Origin of the sequence: Streptomyces sp. NPDC098781 (assembly GCF_044759995.1) — a bacterium.
In the GTDB taxonomy this organism is placed as follows: domain Bacteria; phylum Actinomycetota; class Actinomycetes; order Streptomycetales; family Streptomycetaceae; genus Streptomyces.
Map to the genome: position 1 here is coordinate 492,096 of NZ_JBIWAK010000003.1, position 19,393 is coordinate 511,488.

Sequence of the window (19,393 nt, forward strand, 5' to 3'; positions counted from 1 at the left end):
GGCTCAGCCCTGGTGCCCGCCGGGCGGCAGGGCGCCGCGCTGCCAGGCCGGCGCCTGGGGTGCCGGGCGGTGCGGAGCCGGTGCGTGGCCGAGGGGCGGGCCCGGCTGCATCACGAACTCCATTTCCCGGCTGACGCGTTCGGCCTCCCGGCGCGCCTGCGTGGGGACGTCACCGCGCTCCGCGATGAGCCGGTCGTAGATGGGGGAATCCTGGAACACCCGTCAACGCGCCTTTCCTGTCGTGGCCCCTGTGTGCATATGGGGACGGCTGTCGAGTCTAGGCGCCGACGCACACTGAAGTGCGAATTCTGCCAGAGCGCTTGACGGGGGACGAATCGGCACCCCTGAGGCCCGCGACACGGTGGCCGGTCTGCCCGACTGCCCTTCAGGCACCGGTCGTCGAGCCGGGCCGGACGATCATCAAAATGGTGACGGTCGCCCACAGGAGGTTGAAGATGCCGGTCACCATGGCGAGTTGGACCGTGGCCGAGCGCTCGACCGTGTTCCCGGTGCTCAGTTGGTCCAGCACTTCCTCCTGGCGGGGCAGGACGAACGCGATCAGCAGTCCGGCGGCCGCGGCGGTCAGGGCGACGGACGTGATGAGCCAGCCGCTGCCCAGGACGCCCATCGCCAGGGCGGTGGCCAGGCCGAGGACGGGGACCGACACCCCGATGGCCGCGTAGACACGGCAGATGCGGTGCAGCAGTCGGACCGTGCCCGCCGCCACGGCGCCGTCCACCGCCGGCACACGGCGCGCGGCCGGCGGGAACATGCTGGCGGCGACGGTCACGGGGCCCACGGCGACGATCGCGGCGAGGACATGCAGGATGAGCAGGATCTTGGTCACGGCGCCGACCCTAGAGATCATCCGGCGGCCCGCGACAGGGGCTGAAACGACAGCTTCCAACGGGTTCTCGCCACCTCCGCATCCGGCCTGTCACCGGAACCCGGACCCGCGACCTGGCCTTCTGCCGTTGGCGGGAACCCGCCTAGGGTGGCGGCCATGCACACCGTGGCGATCCTGGTTCTCGACAATGTGGTGCCGTTCGACATGGCGGCGCCCTTCCAGATGTTCAGCTGGACACGGCTGCCGGACGGCCGTCGTCCCTACCGGGTCCGGCTCTGCGCGGAGTCACCGGAGGTGCCGACCGAGGGCTTCGCGCTGCGCATCGACCGGGGTCTGGACGGACTGGCGGACGCGGACACGATCATCGTGCCGGGCCGCGACGACACCGAGCCGCCGTCCGCCGCCGTCCTGGAGGCACTGCGGGAGGCCGCGCGGGCCGGCACACGCATCGCGTCCGTGTGCGCGGGCGCCTTCGTCCTGGCCGAGGCGGGACTGCTGGACGGGCTGCGCGCCACCACCCACTGGATGGCCACCGGCGAACTGGCCCGGCGCTTCCCCGAGGTCCAGGTGGAGCCGGACGTGCTGTACGTCGACAACGGGCGGATCCTCACCTCGGCCGGAGCCGCCGCGGGGCTGGACATGTGCCTGCACATGATCCGGCGGGACCTCGGGTCGGCCGTGGCCGCCGACACCGCCCGTATGTCGGTCGTACCGCTGGAACGGGAGGGCGGGCAGGCCCAGTTCATCGTGCACGAGCATCCGCCCGTGCCGCGTGGCTCGGCGCTGGAGCCGCTGCTGGAGTGGATCGAGGACAATCTCGCCGGGGAGATCACCCTCGGGGCGATGGCGGGGCGCTCGGGCATGAGCGAGCGCACCTTCAGCCGCCGGTTCCGCGAGCAGACGGGCACCACTCCCCTGCAATGGCTGCTGCGGGCGCGGGTACGGCGGGCCCAGTACCTGCTGGAGAACAGCGACCATCCGATCGAGCGGATCGCGCGGCAGTCGGGGTTCGGCTCGCCGACGGCCTTCCGTGAGCGGTTCCGCCGGGTGGTCGGCACCACGCCGCAGTCCTATCGCTCGGCGTTCCAGGCGAAGGCCCCGCTCGGCGTCGACTCATTCCCGGCGGTACGGGCCTCGTAGGTCACGGTGGGAAAAATCACCCGAATCCGCGAGCGTCCGTGAGCAGTTGGACAGAGGGAATAGACCCGCCTCAAGGACGGTGTACGCCCATGAACTGCTCCAGCCGCCTGCTGTGTGTCCTCTACATCGCCACGAGCGCGGGACTCGCCTGGACCTCGGCCCTCGAAGTCCGGTACGGCCCGCTGTGGGCCGCCTGTCTGTTCGCGGCCGCCGGACTCGTCCCGGTCATCGCCGTCGTACGGGAGACCGTGATCGGCGAACAGCGGCGCATCCTGCTGGATCTGATCAAGCGGGCCTCGCGGGGCGGCGGCGACGCCGCCGAGGCGATCGTCCGGGCGGAGCTCGACTCCGCGTGCTGCGAGCGCTGGTGGACGAGCCTCGGCACCGAGCACGAGCTGACGTGCCGGCACTGGATGCCGAGGAGCAGCAGCGCTGCGTGAGGGGCGGTTCAGCCCTTCAGGGCCCGGTGGACCTCCTCACCCAGGAGGGCGACGTAGTCGCGCATCCAGCGCTCGATGGTGTCGGGGTCCCACAGGTCGGACGAGTACTCCACGAAGGCCTTGAGTTCGTCCCCGGCGGGCACCAGCCCGACGGTGAGCTCGGTTCGGGCCGCGGCGGGTGCGAGGTCCTCGACGGCCGTGGTCAGACCGGGCAGTTCGATCTCCGCAGACGGAAGTACCTCATGCACCTTCCCCTGGTCTGCATGAAGGGTGTGAGTGAGGCGGCCGGGATGTCGGGCACGTCCGCTCAGCGGCGCGACGAAGGCAACAGGGACAGCGGGCCCCGGTTCGTCGGCGCGCACCGCTGTCGCACGGCGGCCACTGGTCGGGGTGAGGTGGGCAAACCCGGCTCATCGCACGGGCACCGGTTCACGCCATGAGCCGCCTCGCCGTCACCGGGGCAACGAGACCTGCTGTAGGGGCTGCTCCAATTAGAGTGGACGCTTCAAGAACGCGATCGTCCACCGCACGACCCGAGAGGCAGCCCATGACCAGCCCGCAGCCGACACGCAAGAAGCGTGCCAACGGGGTGGAGTCGCGCCGGCGCATCCTCGACGCCACCGTCGCGATCGCCGGTGAGCGCGGCTACGACGGCACCTCCATCGCGGCCGTCAGCGCCAAGTGCGGGCTGCCCGCCAGCTCCATCTACTGGCACTTCAAGGACAAGGACGACCTGATCGCCGCGGTCATCGAGCGCAGCTTCGAGGCCTGGCTCGCGGCCGTCGAGCTGCCGGGCGAGGAGACCGGTACACCCTTGGAGCGGGTCACCGCCCTGGCCGCCGACGTGGCGAGGTCACTGGTCGAGGCACCTGACTTCCTGCGCCTCGGTCTCATGCTCGCCCTGGAGCGGCGCCCCGCCGAGCCCCGCGGCCGGACGGTGTTCCTCCAGGTCCGCGAGATCACCCACCGGAAGATCGCCGAGGTCGCCGCCACCCTGTTCCCCGACCTCGACGAGCGGGCCGTGGACACTCTCACCACGTACGCCATCGCCGGCGCCGACGGCCTGTTCGTGCACCACGAGGTCAACGGCGACACCGTCGACCTCGTGGCATTGTTCGAACTGCACGCCCAGGTCGTGTACGACGCGGCGGCTCGGATGTCGGCCCGACGGTAGGGCGACACGGCGGTAGGGCGCTGGAGCGGCTGCCCGGCAGACCTAGGGCCTGTCGTTTGGATCATGCCGGCGTCGCGGGGCCTGGCACGCACATCTGCCGCGTTGTCGTCACTCGCCGACGCTCCGCGTCGACTCCCTCCTCCGCCTTGCAGCTGCACGCACCAGACCCCGCTCGGGTCGGCCGACAGGCGCAGTCCCTCTCAGCCGACCTGATCCAAACGACAGGCCCTAGCCCGCCTTGAACACGTCCGCGTGCTCCGCCGCCCACTGCTCGAACGTGCGGGCCGGTCGGCCGGTGACCTTCTCGACGGTGGCGAGGACCGTACGGCCGACCTCCGGGGTGTTGCCGTACGCCTCCAGCAGGAAGCCGATCACATCCTCCGGGTGCCCGGCGGCCCGCCACCGCGCGACGGCCTGCTCCTCGGTCAGCTCGACCAGGGCGATCTCCCGGCCGCGAGCCTCGGCGATCGTCGCCACCTTGTCGGTGACCGTGAGCAGTTCGGGTCCGGTGATCACGTACTCCTGTCCCCCGTGCCCCTCCTCGGTGAGCGCCACGGCGGCGACGGCACCGATGTCGCCCTCGTGGACCATGGCGCTGAGCCGGGCGACGAACGGCTCGCGCACCTCACCGTCGGCCACGATCCCGTCCGCCCACTCCAGGGCGTTGCCCATGAACTCGACCGGCATGAGCACGGTCCAGTCCACGCCGTCGTCCGCCCGTACCGCGTCCTCCAGTGGGGTCGGGCCGCCGCCGTGCAGCACGGTGACCCGGCGTACGCCGGCCGCGTGGGCCAGTTCCAGGATCCGCGGGCCGCTCTCCAGCGGGGCGAAGTAGGCACCGCCGAAGGTGATGAGGTGGAGGCCGGTGACCCCTTCCAGGGCCGGGACCAGGCTGTCGGGTTCGGTCAGGTCGCCCTCGACCACCTCGACGCCGGCCGGGAGGTCGGCCTTCGCCGCGTCCCGGGTGAGGGCACGGACCGCGTGCCCACGGGCGAGGAGTTCGGCGACGACCTGGCGGCCGACGGTTCCGGTGGCTCCGGTGACAAGGACCTTCTGCGTCTGCGTCATGGAACGACCGTAGAAGGACTTGCGGTCAGGTTCCGTCCGCAAGTACGGAGAGGTCGTTGTCGACCGTGTAGTACGGCCGGACGACGACGTCGCCGACCTCGGCCGCCGGAAGGACGTGGATCTCCTTGCGGTCCGCGATGTCGTCGAGAAGCCGGCCGATCCGGATCGGAGCCTCGCCGTCGACGGATCCGACCCGGACGAACAGATCCCAGACCCGGTTCCCGCTGTCGCGGTCGCCTGTCAGTTCCCCGTACTCCACGGTGAAGGAGAACCCCCGGCCGTCGTCCGCGAACCGCGGCACGAGGGTCCGCGGGGCGCCCCCACCGCCTCGCAGCCGCAGCAGTACGGCCGCTTGCTCGGCTCCCGCCGCGAGTGAGGTGCCGTGCAGCCGGGCCCTGACCGTCATCGCACGGTCCGTGGCATCGACGCCCTCGACCTCCGCATGGGCAGGGCGCGACCAGGCTCGTATCGCGAGGTACCCGTCCTTGGTGACGTACGGGACGCGCACGGCGACCGGTGACGGCCGCTCACGGAGGTGCCCGTCGACGAGGGACCGCAGGTCACGCAGGCCGGGCCGCAGGCGTTGCCGGGGCGCGCCGGGTTCGGGGACGAGGAAGACGTCCCAGCGGCCCTCGGCCAGGACGAGACGCGGCTCCAGTACGGCCCGCAGGCGGCCGTCGGTCGCGGGTTCCAGGTCGAGGGTGTGGAGGGTCTTCTCGGGCTGCCCCTTCTTCGGGCGCAGCCTCACGAGCAGGCGGGCGTCGGTGGACGGCGACCTGAGCGCGAAGGTGATCCGGCCGTCGGCGTCGGCCGTGCAGTCGATCCGAGAGGGCACATTCTCTGTCGTGCGGGCGTCCGTGTTCATCGCCGCCCCCCACGCACCGTACGCAGCGCACCCGAGGCCATGGCGTACGCGGCGTCACGTGCGGCGAAGCCCTGGCTGACCAGGGCGCGTCGTATGCGTCCGGGTTCCGGTTCGACGGGGCGTGACCGTCCCGGGCCGCTGGTCGCCGCTTCGATCATGCGCTCCGCCTGCTCCACGACGGGGACCGGGGCGAACCGTCGCGCGTTCTCCATCGCGGTACGTCCCATCCGGCGGCGTCGCTCGTCGTCGCGGACGAGTTCCAGCAGCGCGGCACTCATCGCCTCGCGGTCCCCGACCGGGACCAGCCGGCCGTCGACGCCGTCGTCGATGATCTCGCCGGGTCCGTAGGGGCAGTCGGTGCTCACCACGGGCAGTCCGCAGCGCATCGCCTCGACGATGGTCATGCCGAACGGTTCGAAGTTGGCCGCGGTGGCGCCGATCGAGCCCTTGACCCACTCCGCCTCCATGGGGGCCGCCGCGCCCATCAGGAACGCGTTGTTGCACAGGCCCAGGTCCTGGATGAGCCGGCGAAGCCGGTCCTGTTCCTCCCCCTTGCCGTAGATGCGCAGGTGCCAGTCCGGGTGCGCGGCGGCGACCGGTGCGAACGCCTCGATGAGCAGGTCGTAACGCTTCACCGGGACCAGCCGGCCCGCCGCGACGACCACCTTCGCGGTGCCGTCCGCCGGGGGCAGCGCCGGATCGGGGACGCTGTTCGGGAGTGCCTCGATCCGCACCCCGGGCAGCCGCATCTTGCGCCGGTAGGCGGCGGCGTCGGCCTCGGTGACCGTGGTGAGCACATCCAGCCTGCGGTAGGCCCGGCGCAGCGCGGTGCGCAGGCGGGGCGAATGGTTGTCGAGGGTGAGGTGTTCCTGCCCGACGCGGACGACCCGGTCGGGTGCCTGTAGCGCGAGATGGACGTTGAGCCCGGGCCGTGTGCCGATGACCACGTCGGCGTCGGTCGCCGCCAGGTACTCACCGATCCGTGCGTCGGTGAGTTCGCTGTACTGCCCGTACCGGTACTCGGCGGCCGGGAAGACCCGCGCCGGTCTGAGATGCAGGGGGTGTTCCTTCTCGTGCCGCAGATCCACGAGCGGTCTCAGGGACACCTTCGGATCCAGCGTGAAGTTGGGGTGCTCCCGGTGCCGCAGGACGGAGACGATCTCCACCTCGTGCCGGTCGGCGAGTGCCTGGGCGAGGTTGAACGTGGTGGTGATCGTGCCTCCGATCCCGTAGGCGTTGTGGAGCAGGAAAGAGATCTTCATGGCGGACTAGACCGCACTGATTCCCTTTCAGTTGCCTTTTGTTATCGCCCTGTTGTCTTTCTGGTCATGTGTCCGACGGATCCGGGCATGTCACGCAGGCCGCCTGCGCCTCGCGCATCCAGATGAGTTGACGCTCTGTCGGGCGTCAGGCGACCTGCCCGCTGTGCAGGGCCGTGTAGACGCCGTTCCGGCGCAGGAGTTCCTCGTGGGTGCCGGTCTCCTCGATACGGCCGTCCCCCATCACCACGATGCGGTCGGCGCCCCGCACCGTGGAGAGCCGGTGGGCCACCACGAAGGTGGTGCGGCCCCGCAGGAGCCGGGCCAGGGCCTGTTGGACGAGCGCCTCCGACCGGGTGTCCAGGGCCGAGGTCGCCTCGTCGAGGACCAGGACCCTCGGGTCACGGATCAGCGCCCGCGCGATGGCGAGCCGCTGCTTCTGCCCGCCGGACAGCCGCGCGCCGCGCTCGCCGACGAGGGTGTCCAGGCCCTGCGGCAGCCGGTCGACGAACTCCAGTGCGTTGGCGTCGCGCAGTGCCGCCCGGACGCTCTCCTCGTCGGCGTCGTCCATGCCGTAGGCGACGTTCTCGCGGATCGTGCCGTCGAAGAGGATCGACTCCTGCGGCACGACCGACACGAAGCGGCGATACGTACGCAGGTCGAGGGTGTCCATGTCGGTGCCGTCGAGCAGCAGCCGGCCCGAGGTGGGGCGGATGAAGCCGATGACGAGGTTCAGCACGGTGGACTTGCCCGCACCGGACGCGCCGACCAGGGCGACGGTCTCCCCCGGCGCGACGGTGAGGTCGAAGTCCCGTACTGCCGGTCGGCCGCTGTCCTCGTACGCGTAGCCGACGCGGTCGAAGGTCACGGCGCCGCGCAGCGAGGTGAGTTCGGCCTTGCCCTCGTTGTCCTCCAGTTCGGGGGCCTGGAGCACCTCGCCGACGGAGCGGACGGACTCCAGGCCCTTGGTGATGACCGGGGCCAGGCCGGCGAGCGTGGTCGTGGAGTTGGTGAGGGTGGTCAGGAACGCGCTCAGCATGACGACATCGCCCGCGGTGACGCCCCAGACGCCGTAGTAGGAGATCAGCGCCGCGCCGGCGAGGACGAGCACACCGAGCACGTTCAGCACGACCCAGGCGAGCGAGCCGAAGCGGCCGTTGACGAGGTCGAGACGCAGACCGGAGGTGAGCAGCCGGTGCAGGGTGCCGTCCATGCGGCGCAGCGCCTTGCCCTCCAGGCCGTGGGCGCGGGTGACCGGGATGAGACGGGTCATCTCCGTCACCCGCGAGGACAGGGTCTCGACCTCGTGGCGGAAGTGCTCGTTGTGGGTGCGCAGTCTGGCCCTGAGACGGGCGACGACCAGTGCGGCGGCGGGCACCACGACGAGGAACACGGGCACGAACTCGGGTGTGCGCACGGCGATGATGACCAGGCCGCCGATCAGTACCGTGCCCGCGCCGAGACCCGTCTCCGCGGTCTGCTGCACCATCTGCTCGACGGTCTCCACATCGCGCACGACCTTGGCCTGGAGCACACCGGCGCTGACCCGCGAGTGGTAGCCGATGGACAGTTGCTGCATGCGGGTGCACAGCGCGGAGCGCAGGCTGGTGCCCATCCGGCGCACGCTGCCGTACAGCAGGCGGACGTAGAGGACGTGCAGGGGGTAGTTGACCAGCAGGATGAACATGATCACGCCGGTGCTCAGCCAGAGCCGGCTGATCGGCTGGTGCTGGACGACGGTGTCGATGATGGACGCCGTGATCAGCGGCAGCAGCCAGACCGGGCTGTGCTTGACGGTGAAGACGCCGACCGCCGCCGCGAGGCGGGGACGGTCGGCGCGGAACAGATAGGCGAGCGTGCGGACGGGATGTTCGTCCCGGTAGCGGTGGTCGAGCGGTCTCTCATGTGACGACGCCATCGGCGTGGTCCCTCCCGAGGTCTCAGACGGCGTCCAGCTCCGCCATCTCCTCGGCGGTGAGCGTGAGCCGGGTCGCGGCGAGCGAGTCCCTGATGGTCTCCGGGCGGCTCGATCCCGGGATCGGGACGACGACCGGCGACTTGGCGAGCATCCAGGCGAGGCAGACGCGCTGCGGGCTCACCCCGTGCGCATCGGCGACGCGCGCGAACGGGGCGTAGGACGAGCCCAGTTCACCGGCCCGGGAGATGCCGCCGAGCGGGCTCCAGGGCAGGAAGGCGATACCGAGTTCGTCGCACAGGCGCAGTTCCGGCTCGCTGGAACGGAAGGCCGGGGAGAACTGGTTCTGTACCGAGACCAGCCTGCCGCCGAGGATGTCGTTGGCCTGCCTGATCCGCTCGGGGTCCGCGTTGGATATCCCGGCCATGCGGATCTTGCCCTCGTCGAGCAGGTCGCGTAGGGCGCCGATGGACTCGGCGTACGGCACCTTCGGGTCGGGCCGGTGGAACTGGTAGAGCCCGATGGCCTCCACGCCCAGCCGGCGCAGGGACGCCTCGCAGGCCTCCTTGAGGTGCCGGGGGCTGCCGTCCAGGGTCCAACTGCCGTCGCCGGGGCGCAGATGGCCGCCCTTGGTGGCGACCAGGACGTCCTTGCCGAGGTCGTGGGAGGCGAGGGCCTTGGCGATGAGGGTCTCGTTGTGACCGACCTCGTGGGCATCCCGGTGGTAGGCGTCGGCGGTGTCGACCAGGGTTACGCCGGCGTCGAGGGCGGCGTGGAGGGTGGCGAGGGAACGTGCCTCGTCCGGGCGGCCCTCGATGGACATGGGCATCCCGCCCAGACCGATCGCGCTGACCTCGACATCCCCGATGCGGCGGGTGTGCATGGGCTCGTGACCTCTTTCGGATGTCGCGCGGGAAACGTTGTCGTCCGGCAGGCGGGCGGGAGGTGTGTCACACGCCGTGCCGGAACGACTCCAGCGTGGCTCTCCGGTCGCCAGAGGTCCAATAGAAGAAAGCGAATGCATTCAGTGACCGCAACGCTGAATCCCCGCTGCCGGGACCCCGCCATGTATCCGCTTGCACGGCCTCCGGGTTCATGTGACACCCTCACCTCGATCGATCGACGGCATCGTGAGAGGCGACGGCATGCGCATCGGACTGCTCGGCACCGGCCCGTGGGCCCAGATGGCGCACGCCCCCGCCCTGGACCGGCACGCGGAACTGGACTTCGTCGGGGTGTGGGGCCGCCGCACGGCCCCCACGAAGGAGCTGGCCGACGCCTACGGCGTACGTGCCTACGACGACGTCGACGCGCTGCTCGCCGACGTGGACGCGGTGGCCGTCGCCCTGCCGCCCGCCGTCCAGGCGGACCTCGCGGTGCGGGCCGCGCGGGCGGGCTGTCATCTGCTGCTGGACAAGCCGCTCGCGCCGACGGTCGAGCAGGCGCGGGCGGTCGCCGGGGCGGTCGAGGCGGCCGGAGTGGCCTCGGTCGTCTTCTTCACCACCCGTTTCCAGCCGGAGACGGAGGCGTGGATCACCGAACAGGCCGCGGTGGAGGGCTGGTTCACCGGACGGGCCGAGTGGCTCGGCGCGGTGTTCAGCGGTGACGGGAACCCGTTCGCGGACTCGCCGTGGCGCCGGGAGAAGGGCGCGTTGTGGGACGTGGGCCCGCACGCGCTGTCGGTGCTGCTGCCGGTCCTGGGTGACGCGAGGCGGGTGACGGCGGCGGCACCCGGTCCCGGTGACACCGTCCATCTGGTCCTCGAACACGCCGGTGGCGCGTCCAGCACGCTGGCCCTGAGCCTGACGGCACCGCCCGCGGCGGCGGGCGCCGCGGTGGAACTGCGCGGCACGGCCGGGGTGACGCTGCTGCCGGAGAGCACCGAGAGCGCGGTGACCGCTCTGCTCCGGGCCGCTGACGGCCTGCTGGCCGCCGCCCGCACCGGGGACGCGCACGCGTGCGACGCGCGGTTCGGGCAGCGGGTCACCGAGATTCTGGCGGCGGCCGAGGAACTCCTCAACGACAAGGCCTGACCGGGTGGGGACGGCCCCGCCTAGAGGTTGTAGCCGCCCGACACCTCGATGTTCTGGGCGGTGACCCAGCGGCTCTCGTCGGAGACCAGGGTGGCGATCATCGCGCCGATGTCGCCCGGTTCCCCGACGCGGCCGAACGCCGTCTTCGCGGCGAGCGCCGGGACGACCTCGGGATGGCGGGTGAAAGCGTCGTCGGCGAGACGGGTGCGGGTCGCCCCGGGCGAGACCGCGTTGACCCGGATGCCTCGGCCGCTGAACTCCTTGGCCATGTAACGGGTCAGGACGTCCAGGCCGCCCTTCATGGTGGCGTAGGCCGAGTAGCCCGGCTCTAGACCGGTCGTGGTGGCCGCCGAGTTGCTGCTCGTGTTGACGACGGCGCCTCCGTCCGCCAGGAGGGGCAGCAGCTTCTGGGTCAGGAAGTACGGGCCCTTCAGCAGGACCCGCGTCAGCCGGTCGAACATCTCCTCCGTCATGTCCTCGATCAACGCCGTCTGCGCGATCCCCGCGTTGTTGACCAGGTAGTCGAAGGAGTCGCGCCCCCAGGTGTTCCGCAGCACGCCGGCCACCGTGTCGCGGAAGGCGTCGAAGGTGGCGCTCGCGCCGACGTCCAGCGGCAGCGCCACGGCGGTGCCGCCCGCCCGCTCGATGGCGGCCACGGTCTCCTTTCCGCCGCGCGCGTTGTTGCCGTAGGTCAGGATCACCCCGACCCCGCGGCCGGCGATCTCGATGGCGGCGCTCTGTCCGATGCCGGAGCTGGCGCCCGTGACGATGGCGATCTTCATGGTCTCTCCTCTGAGTGAACGGAAGCGGTGCGGTGATTCCATTCAACCCATCTGACCTGCGAAAACGTTAGAACGATGCTCGCGGGTACTTGCACGATCCTCTCGCTGACGGGAACCGCCGTGCGCAAGCGTGCTGCAATGGCCGTATGCCGTTGGAAGAACTCCGCGCACTGCTGGCCCGGCATGTCCGGCCCGACTGGACGACCGCCATCGACGGTGTGCTCGTCTCGAAGGTCGACCGGCCGGATCCCCCGGCGCCCTCGATGTCCGGCACGGTCCTGGCGGTGATCGCCCAGGGCGCCAAACGACTCGCCCTGGGCGACCGGGTCTACGAGTACGGCCCCGGGCAGTATCTGGTCGCTTCCGTCGATCTGCCGGTCACGGGCCAGTTCATCCAGGCGGGCCCCGAGCATCCGGCACTGGGCTTCGGCCTCACGCTGGAGCCGTCGGCGGTCGCCGAACTGCTGCTCCAGGCGGGGCCGGGGCAGACCTCCCGTGGCGCAGGCGCCCCGTCCGGGATCGCCGTCAGCGACGCTTCGCCGGCCCTGCTCGACGCGGTGGTCCGGCTGCTGCGCCTGCTCGACGAACCCCGCGACCGGGCCGTGCTCGCCCCGTTGATCAAACGCGAGATCCTGTGGCGCCTGATCACCGGCGAACAGGGAGCGACGGTTCGTCAGCTCGGTCTCGCCGACAGCAGCCTCAGCCATGTGTCACGGGCCGTGCGCTGGATCCGCGAGCACTTCGCGGAGCCCTTCCGGGTGGAGGACGTGGCCCGTATGTCCGGCATGAGCGTCTCCGCCTTCTACCGCAACTTCCAGGCGGTGACCGCGATGAGCCCCATCCAGTTCCAGAAGCAGATCCGGCTCCAGGAGGCCAGGTTGCTGCTCGCCACCCACCCGGGCGATGTCACGGGCGTGGGACAGCGCGTCGGCTACGACAACCCCTCGCAGTTCAGCCGGGAGTACCGCCGCCGGTTCGGCGCACCGCCCAGCAGGGACGCGGCTCGGCTGCGCGACGCCGCGCGCGGTCCGGCAGGTGTCCTTGACCCAGTCCGTGCCCCCTAGTCGCCGAACGGCTCCTCGCTCCACCGGAACCAGGCCCGGTCGCCGTCGATATGCAGCAGGAACTCGGCGACGGGGCCGTCCGGCGAGGTCAGGGAGACGCGTCTGCGGATCTCGTCGTAGGCGGCCTCCCACTCCTCCCACGCCTCATCGGTGTCCGGCTCCATCAGGGCCAGTTCACGGGCGAACAGGTCGCGCACCGCGTCGAATCCCGGGCCGGGCGTGAAGTGGCCGGACAGCCAGGGGAAGTCGGCCTCGTCGATGTGGATGTCCCCGACCAGTTCCTCGCCGCCGCGCACCCGCCAGACCCCGCCGTCGAGTCCCATGCCGTCCCCCCGTAGCCGCTGTCGATCACGCTCATGGCCAGCATCCCACCCGGCACTGACAGACGGCCCGGACCGAGGTCGGAGTCCGGGCCGTCTGTCTGTCAGTGACGGACGCTGTTACGCCTCGCTAGGACCGGTCCGCCGGATGGAAGTTGATCCGTTCCTTCACCACCGGGAAGCCCGCCTTGGCGAAGTTCGCCGCCATGGGGAAGTTGCCCTGGTCGGTCGCGGCCGAGACGAAGTCCGCGCCCTGCTCGGCCAGGAAGTGGGTGCATTCGGCCAGCAGGTCGTAGGCGTAGCCGTGGCCGCGCTGCTCCGGGACGACCCCGATGAAGCCGACGGTCGGGCCGGAGGGGTTGTGCGCCGGGATGTGGATGCCGGCCAGGTCACCCTCCGGTGTGTGCGCGAGCTGCCACCACTCCCGTGGGGAGGGGCACCAGTGGAAGAAGTCGAGCTCCTCCTGTGCGGCCTGGTCGAGACCGCCCTCCGCGATCGCCCGCAGCGCGTGCGCGTCCAGCGTGACCGAGTGGATTCGGCGCAGGGCGTCGAAGAAGACGGAGTCGTCCGGTTCGGGGCGGAAACGCAGTCGACCGGGCCGCTCGGGCAGGCCGAGGTCGGGGGTCCAGCGGTACAGGAAGCGCTCCACGAGGAGTTCGTATCCGGCGGCTCGCGCCGCGCCGAAGCGGGCTTCGGCCGAGGCCTTCAGGGCGGGCTCGTCCCGCCAGCCGCCGGGCAGGTTGATCTCGAGTTCGACCTGCCAGGGGGCGGAGCGCAGGAGTTCGGCGCCTGCCGCCTCCTCGCCCTCGGCCACGTCGAACCAGTTGATGTTGAGTGGCTCCGAGTCGTCGGGGCCGCCCCACCAGGCGCCACGGGCGACGACCGTGCCGTCGCGCAGGGCCACCCGCTTCCACTCGGGGCGGAACCGGGTCTTCAGGTGGCCCGCACGGGCGTTCAGCGGGTCGGGGTGTGCGTCGAAGAGATGGGCGTCGCTCGCGGTGAGCACGCGGATGACCGGATCGGTCACGGATTCCTCCGGGATACAGGCTGCTCGGAGCGCTCCCGGTCAGATCGCGAACTGCACGCCGGGGCAACGGAAAAGGGAGCGCTGGGTAGATGTGAACTGCACGGCACTCGCCTCCTTCCGTCCGTCTCAGGGCGTGGAGCCACACGGTACGTGATCTTCGGCTGGACCGTCCACGGGTTTTCCTCATGTTCGGCGCGGTACGGCTCCGTCCTGCCGGCGGTAGAGGTCGCGCAGCAGGGAAATCTCGGCGCCGTGATGGATCAGCTCCCTGTTGACGTGCAGGACCCGGTTCTCCATGGGAAACCGCTCGGGACCGACCGTGGGCGGATGCTCCAGGTCAGCGTCCGAGAGCTCGCGGACCCCCGCGTTCCATCTCCCGTACATCTCGTCGAGCTGTTTCAGGGCCTCGTCAGCGGTCCCCGCGTAGGCGAACGTCTCCGAGTCGACGTCCCGGCCGCCGAAGTACCATCCGACCCGGTAGCCCAGGCACGAGACGATGATGTGCGCCAGCCGCCAGGCGATCGTGGTCACCGGCGCCGGCTCCGGGCCGGGGGAGGCGAAGTCCATCCTCCATTCCCCCGAACCCACCGACATCGGAGCGGCCGACGTGCCCCGTGGGCGGATGCTCCAGCAGTCGCGCACCGGCTCCCAGAGGTACTCCTCATCGGTGAGACCGTCGAGCCGCGGCCGCAGGTTCTTCTGCCAGTGCCAGTCCAGTTGCTCCGCGAGCCGCTCGCTTCTTGTCATCTCCGCACACTACATACGAACGAAGACTCACCGAGAGCTCCGAGAGCGCTCTCATCACCTCGCCCCTCCCCTTCCCCGCCCCTCACAGGCTTAAGTCAGCCTTAGCTGACGGTTAAGCGGATGTAGGCATTCCGTGCCCGTTCAAGTAACCGCAGTTCAGCGGGGTTTGGGCCTGGTGCAGACCTGTTGGCCGACCTGGGGCCGGTGCGTACCATCGGGGGTCATCGGCGGCGCCCATGGCCTGTTCACGTCGGATTCGAGAGCGCTCTCAGACTGTGGTCGCCGCCGCCCAAGTACCCCCACGAGTACTCCGGGAGACCCCCCACATGACACCCCGTCATCAGCGCCCGCTCGGCCGGCGCAGGCTGCTCTTCGCCCTCGGTGGTGCGGCGGTGGCCGTCCCCGCCGCCGCCACGCTGGCCCCGTACGCCCTGGCGGGCACGCCGGCGGCCGGCGACGCCTCCGCCGCGGCGGGCCCGTTGCCGCTGACGATCGTCAACGACAGCGGTTCCTTCGGCAACGCGAGCGTCCACGTCTACGTCGTCGGCAACCAGGACGGCAGGCAGGTCCGTGTCACGCCCGACGGGACCCTCGCGCCGATCGCGCTGTCGGACAACGGCGCCGACGGCTTCACGGACTACGCCATCTCCCTGGCCGGCAGCGGCGAGACCCGGCTGTCCCTCCCCTACATGTCCGGCCGCATCTATGTGTCGCTCGGCGAGAAGCTCAAGTTCAAGGCGGTCGCCGACGGCAACGGCAATGCCGCCCTCCAGTACCCCGCGGGCTGGGTGTCGTCCGACCCCAACTACCCGGTCCTGCACGACTGCGCCGAGTTCACGTACAACGCCTCGGGCATGTTCTGCAACACCACCATGGTCGACATGTTCAGCGTGCCGCTGAGCATCCGGCTGACCGGTGCCAAGGACCAGTCGACGGGCCGGCTGCGGGCCGGCGGACGGGCGGCCGCGTTCGCCGCGGTCCGTCAGGTCGAGGAGTTCGCTCGGCTGGTCGTGGACGACCGGCGCGTCATCGCCCCGGGGCACGGTCTGGACGCCGGACTGTTCGCCAAGGACTACCTCGCCCCTCACATCGACGAGGTGTGGAGCACGTACGCCGGGCAGGACCTCACGGTCACGACCAACGCCGGGACGTTCACCGGACGGGTACGCGGTGACCGGTTCACCTTCGACGGGCCCGCTCAGGTGTCCTTCGGCAAGCCGTCCACCCGGGACGTGCTGTTCTGCGACGGCGCTCTCGCCGCCCCCAACGACGGCACCACCGGCCCGGTCGCCGCGGTGCTCGGCGCCGGCTTCAACCGTTCGACGCTGCTCAGCCACCCCGCGCAGCCGACGACCGACCACGCCACCTTCTACCGGACCGACCTGACCAACCACTACGCCAAGGCGATGCACGCGGCCACCGAGGACGGCAAGGCCTACGGTTTCGCCTTCGACGACGTGGCCGACTTCGCCTCGTACATCCAGGACACGGCGCCCACCGGGATCACGCTGACACTCACCCCCTTCGAGGGCTGACGGGGGGGGCGGCGCGGGGCGCGGCCACGGCGCCTCCGGATGCAGGGTTCGCTCAGGCGTTGAATGGTGTTAACAGACCCGATGACCGCACCGGGCCCGAAGTAGTCATCCGGATCCGAGGAGCAGAGATGATGCCGACGTCCCAGCCCGAAGCGTCCGGGCCGTCCGAGGACCGCGCCACCCCGGACGACCTGCTCCACGCCCGCACCGGCACCGAGGTGTCCCCCGAGGACATCGTGCTTGCCTCAGGCAAGGACCTCACCCCAGGCAACCTGGAATGGGCCAAGCGCAAGCTGGCGGCCGAGGGGCCGTCCGCTCTCGACAAGCTGCTGCCCTAGCGTCACCCGCCCGTCCCGCCACGATCCGCGTCGGCCGTCCTCGGGTGCACACCCGCACCCGGGGCGGCCGCTGCGTCTCTCCCGCCGCTCACGCCGGCGGCCGGCTCCCGTCCTCGTCCGTGTCCTCGTCCGTGCAGAGCACCGGCACGCGCTGTACGAGGTTGTTCGCGAAGCCACCGCGGTTCCACGGCTGCTCCAGGGGCTGGCTGTGTCCCGCGGCGTCGGTCGCGCGTGCGGTCAGCACGTGGTCGCCCGGAGTCGCCGTCCACCTCAGACGCCAGCGGCGCCACGCCCAGCGCTGCCCGTCGTCCGGCGCCGGCTCGGCGTCCTCCCAGGTGCTGCCCCCGTCCGCGCTGACCTCGACGCGCGCCACCGGCGCGTGCCCCGACCAGGCACGTCCCTCCAGCGCCACCGGGCCGGGCCGGACCACCCGGGTGCGGGACATGAAGTCCGGGAAGCCGGGTGGGATCAGCAGAGCGCGCGGCGCGATGCGCGTGACCGGCTCGCCCTCGTCGTCCGCGTGCCGGCGCAGCCGGTAGGCCACCGCCTGCTGGAATCCGGTGAACGGCTCGTCGACGACGGTGATCTCACGCAGCCACTTGACCTGCGCCATGCCGTACCAGCCCGGGACGACCAGCCGGAGCGGCCGGCCGTGCTGCGGCGGCAGGGGGACACCGTTCATCGCGTATGCGACGAGTACCTCGGGGTCGTCGCCCAGGGCCACCTCCAGGGGCAGGGCGCGCTGGTAGTCCTGCTCGACGCCCCGCTCCACGCCGTGGTCGGCGCCGGTGAAGACCACGTCGACCGCACCCGGATCGACACCGGCCTCGGTGAGGAGGAGGCGCAGGGGTACGCCCGTCCAGTCGGCGGTGCCGACCGCCTCCACGAGCCAGGGCTGGCTCACCGGCCTGGGGCTGAGCAGGGCGCGGCCGTTTCCCGCGCACTCCAGGGTGACCCGGATGGTGACCCGTGGGAACGTGCGCAGGGCGGCCACGTCCAGGCGCAGGGGGCGGCGGACCAGCCCGTCCAGGGTCAGGTGCCAGGGGGTGCCGTCGGGGACGTACGGGATGTCGTAGTGGGTCAGGACATAGTGCAGGCCGGGCGGGGTGACGTCGTGCCGCAGCGCCTCGAGGGGGAGGCCGTGGTTGCGGGTCGCGAGCGCCAGTTCGTCCCGGCCGATGCCCTCCTCGGGGGCGGCCAGCCGGGCCGGCGTGCTCGCGTCGGCGAGTCGATGACCCATATCTGCATTATCGACCCGTCGGGGCGATATCGCGCCGGGCGGCCTCGAACGGACCGCTGGAGCGCGGGCACCGGGACCGGGTGAACCGGAGGGGCAACTTCCGTGCTGTGTCCGGCACTTCGGCGGGGCACTCGTTCAAGATTCGCCCTTTCGAAAGGGGCCCCGAGGCTGTCAGACTCCGGAGGGTGCCCGACTTCGACATGCTCGTCATCGGATCCGGACCCGGTGGCCAGAAGGCCGCCATCGCCGCGGCCAAGCTCGGCCGCCGAGTCGCCGTCGTCGACCGTCCCGACATGGTCGGCGGCGTCTCCATCCACACCGGCACCATCCCCTCCAAGACCCTGCGCGAGGCGGTGCTGTACCTGACCGGTCTCACCCAGCGCGATCTGTACGGGCAGAGCTACCGGCTCAAGGAGGACATCACCGTCGGCGACCTGACCGCGCGCACCCAGCACGTGGTCGGTCGTGAGGTGGACGTCATCCGCAGCCAGCTGTCCCGCAACCAGGTCGCCCTGTACGCGGGGACCGGACGATTCGTCGACCCGCACACCGTCGCCCTCCAGGAGGTCACCGGCCATGAACGGCTGCTGACCGCCGAGCACGTCGTGATCGCCACCGGCACCCGGCCGGCGCGGCCCGGCAGTGTGGAGTTCGACGGGCGGACGATCCTGGACTCGGACAACGTCCTGGCGCTGGAGCGGGTGCCCCGTTCCATGGTCATCGTCGGTGCCGGGGTGATCGGCATGGAGTACGCCAGCATGTTCGCCGCGCTCGGCAGCAAGATCACCGTGGTGGAGAAGCGGGCGGGGATGCTCGACATGTGCGACGTCGAGGTGATCGAGTCGCTCAAGTACCACCTGCGGGACCTCGCCGTCACCTTCCGCTTCGGGGAGACCGTCGCCGCCGTCGAGCGGCACCCGCGCGGGACGCTGACCGTCCTGGAGAGCGGCAAGAAGATCCCCGCCGACGCGGTGATGTACTCGGCCGGCCGGCAGGGCCTCACCGACGAGCTGGACCTGGACAAGGCCGGGCTGACTGCGGACGCCCGCGGCCGGATCAAGGTCGACGAGCACTACCGCACCGAGGTGCCGCACATCTACGCCGTCGGCGACGTCATCGGGTTCCCGGCGCTGGCCGCGACCTCGATGGAACAGGGCCGGGCGGCGGCGTACCACGCCTTCGGGGAGCCCGTCGGACAGATGCACAACCTCCAGCCGATCGGCATCTACACGATCCCGGAGATCAGCTTCGTGGGCCGCACCGAGGACCAGCTCACCGAGGACCGGGTACCTTTCGAGGTCGGTATCTCCCGCTACCGCGAGCTGGCCCGCGGGCAGATCATCGGCGACTCGCACGGCATGCTGAAGCTGCTGGTCTCCCCCGAGGACCGCACCCTGCTGGGGGTGCACTGCTTCGGTACGGGGGCGACGGAGCTCATCCACATCGGGCAGTCGGTGATGGGGTGCGGCGGCACGGTCGACTACCTGGTCGATGCGGTGTTCAACTACCCGACGCTGGCGGAGTCCTACAAGGTCGCGGCGCTGGACGCCACGAACAGGTTGCGACAGATCGACCACATCGGGGACTGACCCCCGGGCG

Annotated in this window: 21 protein-coding genes; 8 read left to right on the forward strand and 13 right to left on the reverse strand. The window is 70.9% G+C overall.

Annotation, left to right across the window (positions count from 1 at the left end; translation table 11 throughout):
- Window positions 1-3: 3 nt before the first annotated feature.
- Both ACIQWG_RS13925 and ACIQWG_RS13930 read right to left on the reverse strand, forming a co-directional pair.
- Window positions 4-219, reverse strand: coding sequence for a hypothetical protein (locus tag ACIQWG_RS13925; protein ID WP_404094509.1), 216 nt, complete (start codon window positions 217-219; stop codon window positions 4-6).
- A gap of 166 nt (window positions 220-385) precedes the next feature.
- Window positions 386-847: a DUF2269 family protein gene (locus tag ACIQWG_RS13930; RefSeq protein WP_404094511.1), complete on the reverse strand. Its 462-nt coding sequence runs from the start codon at window positions 845-847 to the stop codon at window positions 386-388.
- A 156-nt stretch (window positions 848-1,003) separates the two neighbouring features.
- On the opposite strand from ACIQWG_RS13930, the gene ACIQWG_RS13935 reads away from it, so the two are divergent.
- Window positions 1,004-1,987, forward strand: coding sequence for a GlxA family transcriptional regulator (locus tag ACIQWG_RS13935; RefSeq protein WP_404094514.1), 984 nt, complete (start codon window positions 1,004-1,006; stop codon window positions 1,985-1,987).
- A gap of 89 nt (window positions 1,988-2,076) precedes the next feature.
- The gene (locus ACIQWG_RS13940) at window positions 2,077-2,427 is read left to right on the forward strand and encodes a hypothetical protein (protein WP_404094516.1); all 351 of its coding nucleotides are present in this window, start codon (window positions 2,077-2,079) and stop codon (window positions 2,425-2,427) included.
- A gap of 8 nt (window positions 2,428-2,435) precedes the next feature.
- Here the strand turns inward: ACIQWG_RS13940 and ACIQWG_RS13945 are convergent, their stop codons facing one another.
- On the reverse strand, window positions 2,436-2,675 hold the full coding sequence (locus tag ACIQWG_RS13945) for a hypothetical protein (RefSeq protein ID WP_404094518.1): 240 nt from the start codon (window positions 2,673-2,675) through the stop codon (window positions 2,436-2,438).
- 299 nt (window positions 2,676-2,974) lie between these two features.
- Between ACIQWG_RS13945 and ACIQWG_RS13950 the strand changes: the two genes are divergently transcribed.
- Window positions 2,975-3,601 carry a TetR/AcrR family transcriptional regulator gene (locus ACIQWG_RS13950; RefSeq protein WP_404094521.1) on the forward strand — a complete coding sequence of 209 codons (627 nt, stop codon included), beginning with the start codon at window positions 2,975-2,977 and terminating at the stop codon, window positions 3,599-3,601.
- Window positions 3,602-3,829: 228 nt separating this feature from the next.
- Here the strand turns inward: ACIQWG_RS13950 and ACIQWG_RS13955 are convergent, their stop codons facing one another.
- From ACIQWG_RS13955 to ACIQWG_RS13975, 5 genes are all read right to left on the reverse strand, one after another.
- Complete coding sequence (locus tag ACIQWG_RS13955; protein WP_404094523.1) at window positions 3,830-4,669, reverse strand: SDR family oxidoreductase; 840 nt, start codon at window positions 4,667-4,669, stop codon at window positions 3,830-3,832.
- A 25-nt stretch (window positions 4,670-4,694) separates the two neighbouring features.
- On the reverse strand, window positions 4,695-5,534 hold the full coding sequence (locus ACIQWG_RS13960; RefSeq protein WP_404094525.1) for a transferase: 840 nt from the start codon (window positions 5,532-5,534) through the stop codon (window positions 4,695-4,697).
- Window positions 5,531-6,796 (reverse strand): glycosyltransferase family 4 protein, encoded by a 1,266-nt coding sequence (locus ACIQWG_RS13965; RefSeq protein ID WP_404094528.1) that lies wholly within the window; start codon window positions 6,794-6,796, stop codon window positions 5,531-5,533. Before ACIQWG_RS13965 ends, ACIQWG_RS13960 begins: the two co-directional genes overlap by 4 nt.
- Before the next feature lie 145 nt (window positions 6,797-6,941).
- Complete coding sequence (locus tag ACIQWG_RS13970) at window positions 6,942-8,711, reverse strand: ABC transporter ATP-binding protein (RefSeq protein WP_404094531.1); 1,770 nt, start codon at window positions 8,709-8,711, stop codon at window positions 6,942-6,944.
- A 22-nt stretch (window positions 8,712-8,733) separates the two neighbouring features.
- Entirely contained in the window at window positions 8,734-9,591 is an 858-nt protein-coding gene (locus ACIQWG_RS13975) for an aldo/keto reductase (protein WP_404094533.1), read from the reverse strand.
- Between the two features lie 262 nt (window positions 9,592-9,853).
- Here ACIQWG_RS13975 and ACIQWG_RS13980 point away from each other — a divergent pair, with 262 nt between their 5' ends.
- Window positions 9,854-10,741 (forward strand): Gfo/Idh/MocA family protein, encoded by an 888-nt coding sequence (locus ACIQWG_RS13980; RefSeq protein ID WP_404094536.1) that lies wholly within the window; start codon window positions 9,854-9,856, stop codon window positions 10,739-10,741.
- Between the two features lie 20 nt (window positions 10,742-10,761).
- On the opposite strand, the gene ACIQWG_RS13985 is transcribed toward ACIQWG_RS13980, so the two are convergent.
- Window positions 10,762-11,523 (reverse strand): SDR family NAD(P)-dependent oxidoreductase, encoded by a 762-nt coding sequence (locus tag ACIQWG_RS13985; RefSeq protein WP_404094539.1) that lies wholly within the window; start codon window positions 11,521-11,523, stop codon window positions 10,762-10,764.
- A gap of 146 nt (window positions 11,524-11,669) precedes the next feature.
- On the opposite strand from ACIQWG_RS13985, the gene ACIQWG_RS13990 reads away from it, so the two are divergent.
- Entirely contained in the window at window positions 11,670-12,587 is a 918-nt protein-coding gene (locus ACIQWG_RS13990; protein ID WP_404094540.1) for an AraC family transcriptional regulator N-terminal domain-containing protein, read from the forward strand.
- Here ACIQWG_RS13990 and ACIQWG_RS13995 read toward each other — a convergent pair.
- The 3 genes from ACIQWG_RS13995 to ACIQWG_RS14005 all read right to left on the reverse strand — a co-directional run bounded on the left by ACIQWG_RS13995 (window position 12,584) and on the right by ACIQWG_RS14005 (window position 14,681).
- A complete protein-coding gene (locus ACIQWG_RS13995) occupies window positions 12,584-12,910 on the reverse strand; it encodes a hypothetical protein (protein WP_404094543.1) in 327 nt (108 codons plus the stop codon). The genes ACIQWG_RS13990 and ACIQWG_RS13995 overlap by 4 nt on opposite strands.
- A 127-nt stretch (window positions 12,911-13,037) precedes the next feature.
- A complete protein-coding gene (locus ACIQWG_RS14000) occupies window positions 13,038-13,934 on the reverse strand; it encodes a GNAT family N-acetyltransferase (RefSeq protein WP_404094546.1) in 897 nt (298 codons plus the stop codon).
- A gap of 183 nt (window positions 13,935-14,117) precedes the next feature.
- Complete coding sequence (locus ACIQWG_RS14005; protein ID WP_404094549.1) at window positions 14,118-14,681, reverse strand: DinB family protein; 564 nt, start codon at window positions 14,679-14,681, stop codon at window positions 14,118-14,120.
- A gap of 326 nt (window positions 14,682-15,007) precedes the next feature.
- Between ACIQWG_RS14005 and ACIQWG_RS14010 the strand changes: the two genes are divergently transcribed.
- Together ACIQWG_RS14010 and ACIQWG_RS14015 are read left to right on the forward strand one after the other, a co-directional pair.
- The gene (locus ACIQWG_RS14010) at window positions 15,008-16,216 is read left to right on the forward strand and encodes a beta-1,3-glucanase family protein (protein ID WP_404094551.1); all 1,209 of its coding nucleotides are present in this window, start codon (window positions 15,008-15,010) and stop codon (window positions 16,214-16,216) included.
- 131 nt (window positions 16,217-16,347) lie between these two features.
- Window positions 16,348-16,554, forward strand: coding sequence for a hypothetical protein (locus ACIQWG_RS14015; RefSeq protein ID WP_404095847.1), 207 nt, complete (start codon window positions 16,348-16,350; stop codon window positions 16,552-16,554).
- A gap of 88 nt (window positions 16,555-16,642) precedes the next feature.
- Here the strand turns inward: ACIQWG_RS14015 and ACIQWG_RS14020 are convergent, their stop codons facing one another.
- Window positions 16,643-17,794 carry a sulfite oxidase gene (locus tag ACIQWG_RS14020; protein WP_404094554.1) on the reverse strand — a complete coding sequence of 384 codons (1,152 nt, stop codon included), beginning with the start codon at window positions 17,792-17,794 and terminating at the stop codon, window positions 16,643-16,645.
- Window positions 17,795-17,979: 185 nt separating this feature from the next.
- Here ACIQWG_RS14020 and sthA point away from each other — a divergent pair, with 185 nt between their 5' ends.
- Window positions 17,980-19,383 carry a Si-specific NAD(P)(+) transhydrogenase gene (sthA, locus tag ACIQWG_RS14025; protein ID WP_404094556.1) on the forward strand — a complete coding sequence of 468 codons (1,404 nt, stop codon included), beginning with the start codon at window positions 17,980-17,982 and terminating at the stop codon, window positions 19,381-19,383.
- The last annotated feature ends 10 nt before the right edge of the window (window positions 19,384-19,393 follow it).

Bases quoted from the DNA above. Each gene is read 5' to 3' on its own strand.
- ACIQWG_RS13950 (WP_404094521.1), top strand. From the start codon at position 2,975: ATGACCAGCCCGCAGCCGACACGCAAGAAGCGTGCCAACGGGGTGGAG.
- ACIQWG_RS14015 (WP_404095847.1), top strand. From the start codon at position 16,348: ATGCCGACGTCCCAGCCCGAAGCGTCCGGGCCGTCCGAGGACCGCGCC.
- ACIQWG_RS13970 (WP_404094531.1), bottom strand. From the start codon at position 8,711: ATGGCGTCGTCACATGAGAGACCGCTCGACCACCGCTACCGGGACGAA.
- ACIQWG_RS13990 (WP_404094540.1), top strand. From the start codon at position 11,670: ATGCCGTTGGAAGAACTCCGCGCACTGCTGGCCCGGCATGTCCGGCCC.
- ACIQWG_RS13980 (WP_404094536.1), top strand. From the start codon at position 9,854: ATGCGCATCGGACTGCTCGGCACCGGCCCGTGGGCCCAGATGGCGCAC.
- ACIQWG_RS13965 (WP_404094528.1), bottom strand. From the start codon at position 6,796: ATGAAGATCTCTTTCCTGCTCCACAACGCCTACGGGATCGGAGGCACG.
- ACIQWG_RS13995 (WP_404094543.1), bottom strand. From the start codon at position 12,910: ATGGGACTCGACGGCGGGGTCTGGCGGGTGCGCGGCGGCGAGGAACTG.
- ACIQWG_RS13985 (WP_404094539.1), bottom strand. From the start codon at position 11,523: ATGAAGATCGCCATCGTCACGGGCGCCAGCTCCGGCATCGGACAGAGC.
- ACIQWG_RS13940 (WP_404094516.1), top strand. From the start codon at position 2,077: ATGAACTGCTCCAGCCGCCTGCTGTGTGTCCTCTACATCGCCACGAGC.
- ACIQWG_RS13975 (WP_404094533.1), bottom strand. From the start codon at position 9,591: ATGCACACCCGCCGCATCGGGGATGTCGAGGTCAGCGCGATCGGTCTG.
- ACIQWG_RS13935 (WP_404094514.1), top strand. From the start codon at position 1,004: ATGCACACCGTGGCGATCCTGGTTCTCGACAATGTGGTGCCGTTCGAC.
- ACIQWG_RS14010 (WP_404094551.1), top strand. From the start codon at position 15,008: ATGACACCCCGTCATCAGCGCCCGCTCGGCCGGCGCAGGCTGCTCTTC.
- ACIQWG_RS13960 (WP_404094525.1), bottom strand. From the start codon at position 5,534: ATGAACACGGACGCCCGCACGACAGAGAATGTGCCCTCTCGGATCGAC.
- ACIQWG_RS14005 (WP_404094549.1), bottom strand. From the start codon at position 14,681: ATGACAAGAAGCGAGCGGCTCGCGGAGCAACTGGACTGGCACTGGCAG.
- ACIQWG_RS14020 (WP_404094554.1), bottom strand. From the start codon at position 17,794: ATGGGTCATCGACTCGCCGACGCGAGCACGCCGGCCCGGCTGGCCGCC.
- ACIQWG_RS13955 (WP_404094523.1), bottom strand. From the start codon at position 4,669: ATGACGCAGACGCAGAAGGTCCTTGTCACCGGAGCCACCGGAACCGTC.